The sequence below is a fragment of the Paracoccus sp. UBA5162 genome (genome assembly GCF_002413585.1).
Taxonomy (GTDB): Bacteria; Pseudomonadota; Alphaproteobacteria; order Rhodobacterales; family Rhodobacteraceae; genus Paracoccus.
In genome coordinates this window covers 1-4396 of record NZ_DHXG01000096.1, presented here as the reverse complement: position 1 = coordinate 4396, position 4396 = coordinate 1, and the positions used below count along the sequence as shown (strand labels likewise).

At 65.6% G+C, this 4396-nt stretch carries 4 protein-coding genes; all 4 read left to right on the top strand.

The annotated features are described in order from the left end of the window. Window positions 1-262: 262 nt before the first annotated feature. The 4 genes from B4A72_RS15500 to B4A72_RS15485 are packed head-to-tail and all read left to right on the top strand — an operon-like array spanning window position 263 to window position 4236. Window positions 263-1045 (top strand): ABC transporter ATP-binding protein, encoded by a 783-nt coding sequence (locus B4A72_RS15500; RefSeq protein WP_292953951.1) that lies wholly within the window; start codon window positions 263-265, stop codon window positions 1043-1045. Further along, window positions 1042-1869: an ABC transporter ATP-binding protein gene (locus tag B4A72_RS15495; protein ID WP_292953954.1), complete on the top strand. Its 828-nt coding sequence runs from the start codon at window positions 1042-1044 to the stop codon at window positions 1867-1869. The genes B4A72_RS15500 and B4A72_RS15495 overlap by 4 nt, the downstream gene beginning before the upstream one ends. Window positions 1870-1872: 3 nt before the next feature. Further along, window positions 1873-2880, top strand: coding sequence for a branched-chain amino acid ABC transporter permease (locus B4A72_RS15490; protein WP_292953957.1), 1008 nt, complete (start codon window positions 1873-1875; stop codon window positions 2878-2880). 12 nt (window positions 2881-2892) lie between these two features. Beyond that, window positions 2893-4236, top strand: coding sequence for a branched-chain amino acid ABC transporter permease (locus B4A72_RS15485; RefSeq protein WP_292953960.1), 1344 nt, complete (start codon window positions 2893-2895; stop codon window positions 4234-4236). Window positions 4237-4396: the final 160 nt, after the last annotated feature.

Below are 4396 nucleotides of genomic sequence, written 5' to 3'. Positions count from 1 at the left end.
ATGGAAGTCGTCGGCTATCGCTGAACCGCAACCCGTTGCTCCGGCCCGGCACCCGCGCGGTGCCGGGCCATTTTTCAGGGCCGGGGATGGAAAAGGCCCAGGATCGAAACCGCACGCCCCCCGGTGCTGCCGCGTCTCGGGGCGAATTCCGATCTTGGTGGAGCCGGACCGGGACGAGGCGGCCAGGGCGCAGCTTTTTCGTGACAGCCACGGCCCGGGGCGGTCATGATTCACCGGACAAGACGAGGATGGGAACGGAACCATGATCCGGGTCGAAGACCTGCACAGACATTTCGGCGGCTTCCGCGCCGTCGACGGCGCCAGCCTGACCATCGACACCGGCTCGATCACCGGACTGATCGGCCCCAATGGCGCGGGAAAATCGACGCTGTTCAACGTCATCGCGGGCGATCTTGCCCCCACCTCGGGCCGCGTCTTCATGGATGGAGAGGACATCACCGGCCTGCCCCCGCATGAATTGTTTCACAAGGGTTTGCTGCGCACCTTTCAACTGGCCCACGAATTCGCCTCGATGACCGTCCGCGAGAACCTGATGATGGTTCCCGGCGGTCAGAGCGGCGAGACGATCTGGAAGACCTGGTTCCAGCGCGGCCGGATCGACCGCGAAGAGGCGGCCTTGCGAAAGCGCGCCGATGAGGTTCTGGATTTCCTGACCATCCGTCACCTGAGCCATGAAAAGGCGGGCAACCTGTCGGGCGGGCAGAAAAAGCTGCTGGAACTGGGCCGCACGATGATGGTCGATGCCAAGGTCGTGTTCCTCGACGAGGTCGGCGCGGGCGTCAACCGCACCCTGCTGGGCACCATCGCCGATGCCATCATCCGCCTGAACCGCGAGCGCGGCTATACCTTCTGCGTGATCGAACATGACATGGATTTCATCGGCAAGCTGTGCGATCCGGTCATCGTGATGGCGCAGGGTCACGTGCTGGCGCGGGGCAGCGCGAAGGATATCATGAGCAATGAAGAGGTGATCGAGGCCTATCTGGGCACCGGGCTGAAGAACAAGGACATGGTGGGCGCATGAGCGATCAGGCTTTCGGCAATCGCGGCAACCGCGACGCCTCGGTGGTCAATCCCCGCCCCGCGGGAACCTTCGAGGGCAGCCGCAAATCCGGGGCGGCCGGGCCGGGCCGCAGGGACGATCCGTTCCTGATCGGCGAAGGCATGTCCGGCGGCTACGGGCGCGGCCCCGACATCCTGCACGATTGCACCATCGCCGTCGAAAAGGGCGAGATCGCGGTCATCGTGGGTCCGAACGGCGCCGGCAAATCCACCGCGATGAAGGCGATCTTCGGGATGCTGGATCTGCGCGAAGGCAGTATCCGTCTGGACGGCCGCGACATCACCGCGTTGAACCCGCAGGATCGCGTCAGGGCCGGAATGGGCTTTGTTCCGCAGGTCAATAACACATTCCCATCAATGTCCTGCGAAGAAAACCTTGAAATGGGCGCATTCATCCGCGACGACGATATCGCGGATACGATGGCGCAGGTCTATGATCTGTTCCCGATCCTGAAGGACAAGCGCCGGCAGGCGGCGGGCGAATTGTCGGGCGGCCAGCGCCAGCAGCTTGCCGTGGGCCGCGCCCTGATGACCCGACCCAGCCTGCTGATGCTGGACGAACCGACGGCCGGTGTCAGCCCGATCGTGATGGACGAATTGTTCGACCGCATCATTGCCATCGCGCGCGGCGGCCTGCCGATCCTGATGGTGGAACAGAACGCCAAACAGGCCATGGCGATCGCCGACAAGGCCTATGTGCTGGTCCAGGGCGCCAATGCGCATACCGGTTCCGGCAAGGAACTGATGGCCAATGACGAGGTGCGCCGCACCTTCCTGGGGGGCTGAGACATGGACATTGCGAACGCCCTTGTCGTGTTCCTGAACTTCGTGTTCATTCCCGCCGCGGCCTATGGCGCGCAACTGGCGCTTGGGGCGCTCGGGGTGACGCTGATCTATGGCATCCTGCGCTTTTCGAACTTCGCCCATGGCGACACGATGGCGTTCGGCACCGCCGTCACCATCCTCGTCACCTGGGGCCTGCAGGCGCTTGGCGTCTCGCTGGGGCCGCTGCCCACGGCGCTGCTGGCCCTGCCGGTTGGGATTGCGGCGACGGCCGCGTTGGCGCTGGTGACGGATCGGGCGGTCTATCGATTCTACCGCGTCCAGAGAGCGGCGCCGATCATCCTGGTCATGGCCTCGGTCGGCGTGATGTTCCTGATGAACGGGCTGACCCGGTTGCTGATCGGAGTCGATGAACAGCGTTTCGCGGACGGCGCCCGCTTTGTCATCAATGTGCGCGACTTCAAGGCGATGACCGGCCTGCAAGAGGGCCTGGCCCTGAAATCGACGCAGGCGCTGACCGTCGTGGTCGCGGTGATCGTGGTCTGGGCGCTGTTCTGGTTCCTCAATCGCACCCGGTCGGGCAAGGCGATGCGCGCCTATTCCGACAACGAGGATCTGGCGCTGCTGTCGGGCATCGACCCGGACAAGGTCGTGCGCATGACCTGGATCATCGCCGCCGGCCTGGCGACCATCGCCGGCGTGCTGTACGGCCTGGACAAGGCGTTCAAGCCCTTCAACTATTTCCAGATCCTTCTGCCGATCTTCGCCGCCGCCATCGTCGGCGGCCTGGGCAGTCCGCTGGGCGCCATCGCCGGCGGTTTCGTCGTGGCCTTTTCCGAGGTCGCGATCACCTATCCATGGCTGAAAGTGGTGGGCTATCTGTTCCCGGACTGGCAGCCGGGCGGGTTGCTGCAGCTTCTGGGCACCGAATACAAGTTCGCCGTCAGTTTCGTCATTCTGATCGTGGTGCTGCTGTTCAAGCCGACCGGCCTGTTCCGCGGCAGGTCGGTCTAGAAGGGGGTCGCCATGTCCAACACTCGTCAGGCCAACACCTCCAGCCGCTGGCGCGCGCCGCTGCTGTTTCTGGCGCTTGCGGTGCTGTTCGTGCTGGAGGGCACGGTGCGCAACGCGATGTTTTCGGGCAGCTGGAACACTGCGCTCGGCATTCTGAACATGGGCCTGATCTCGGCCATCACCGCGCTTGGGGTGAACATGCAATGGGGCTATGCGGGCCTGTTCAACGTGGGCGTCGTGGGCTTTCTGGCGCTTGGCGGGCTGGCGCCGGTCCTGGTCGCGACCGCCCCGGTGGACGGCGCATGGCAGGCGGGCGGCCCGCGCATCCTGCTGGGGCTTGCCCTGGGCATTGGCACGCTGGCGCTGGCGGCGCAGGCCTGGAAGCGCATGGCCCGGGGGCGGCTGCGCGGCTTGGTGCTGCTTGCGATCCTGATTGCGGGCTTCATCGCCTATCGCGCCATCTTCGACCCGGCCGTCATCGCGATCGAGGCCAACAACCCCGCCCGCCACGGGAATATCGGCGGCCTGGGCCTGCCCGTCCTGCTGTCATGGGCGGTGGGCGGGGTCTTTGCCGCCGCCGCCGCCTGGGCGGTGGGCAAGGTCGCGCTTGGGCTCCGCTCGGATTATCTGGCGATCGCGACGCTGGGGATCGGCGAGATCATCGTGGCGGTGCTGAAGAACGAGGACTGGCTGGCCCGTGGCGTCAAGAACGTCACCTCGATCCCGCGACCCGTCGCCTACGAGATCGACCTGCAACAGAACCCGGCCTTCCAAAGCTTTGCCAACCGCCTGTCGATGAGCGCGGCCGAGGCATCCGGCATCTGGGTCAAGATCAGCTATCTCTCGCTGTTTCTTGTGGTGCTGCTGGTGGTGATCCTGCTGGCCGAACTGGCGCTGAAATCGCCCTGGGGGCGGATGATGCGCGCCATCCGCGACAACGAGACCGCGGCCGAGGCGATGGGCAAGGATGTCACCGCGCGGCATTTGCAGGTCTTCGTGCTGGGCTCGGCCGTGATCGGGATCGCGGGGGCGATGATGATCACGCAGGACGGGCTGATGGCGCCGGTCGGCTATAACCCGCTGCGCTATACCTTCCTGATCTGGGTCATGGTGATCGTCGGCGGGTCGGGCAACAATTGGGGTGCGGTCCTGGGCGCGGTCCTGATCTGGTTCCTGTGGATCAAGGCCGAGGTCTGGGGACCGGCGCTGATGGGCCTGCTGGTCCTGCCCCTGCCCGATGGCGGGTTGAAGGCGCATCTTCTGGACAGCTCGGCCCAGATGCGCTTCATCGCGATGGGCCTCGTCCTGCTGCTGGTGCTGCGCTTCGCGCCCCGCGGGCTGGTGCCCGAGCGGTAGATCGGCCCCCGGCGGCCGTGCCCGCGCCGAACCTGCGCCGCATTTGCGGCCCGACCAAAGAGCGCGCTGCGACAGAGGGTGCTCACGCGCCGCCCCTCTTGCGCGGCTGCGCAACCGCCCTTAAAGCGCATCCATGACCCAGCACCAGCGCCTTCTGATC